1 protein-coding gene is annotated in these 323 nt (G+C 65.6%); it reads left to right on the forward strand.

Translation table 11 applies throughout. The features are described from left to right. Nucleotides 1-323 (forward strand): hypothetical protein (locus tag P0G09_RS16815; RefSeq protein WP_275253236.1); only part of this gene is annotated, 323 nt, incomplete at both ends.

A 323-nucleotide genomic window follows, 5' to 3' on the forward strand; every position in this document is an offset into this window, starting at 1 on the left:
CGGCGGATTTCACCATCGTGCTGGACAAGCAGAGCCGGATGGGCGATGAAGCAGGCTTTCTGCTCACCGGCCGCGACATCGAGCAGTGTGAGCGGGTCATCCGCTTTGATAAGGCCCGCTGCCGCTGGGTCATGCAGGGCACGGCGGCCCAGCTGGCCGCTCAGCGCCGGGTGGCCGAGTATGAGGCAGAGCCTATCGTCATGACCCTGCGGGTGCTCCTGCAGCAGGGGGATGGAACATGGAGCGGCTACTCCAAGAACCTGATGGAGATGGGCCAGCGGTACGCCCATACCGAGCGGGCACCTACCTCGCAGGCAGTGGCC

The sequence above is a fragment of the Faecalibacterium sp. DFI.5.82 genome, assembly GCF_029076575.1.
GTDB classification, from domain to species: domain Bacteria; phylum Bacillota; class Clostridia; order Oscillospirales; family Ruminococcaceae; genus Faecalibacterium; species Faecalibacterium duncaniae.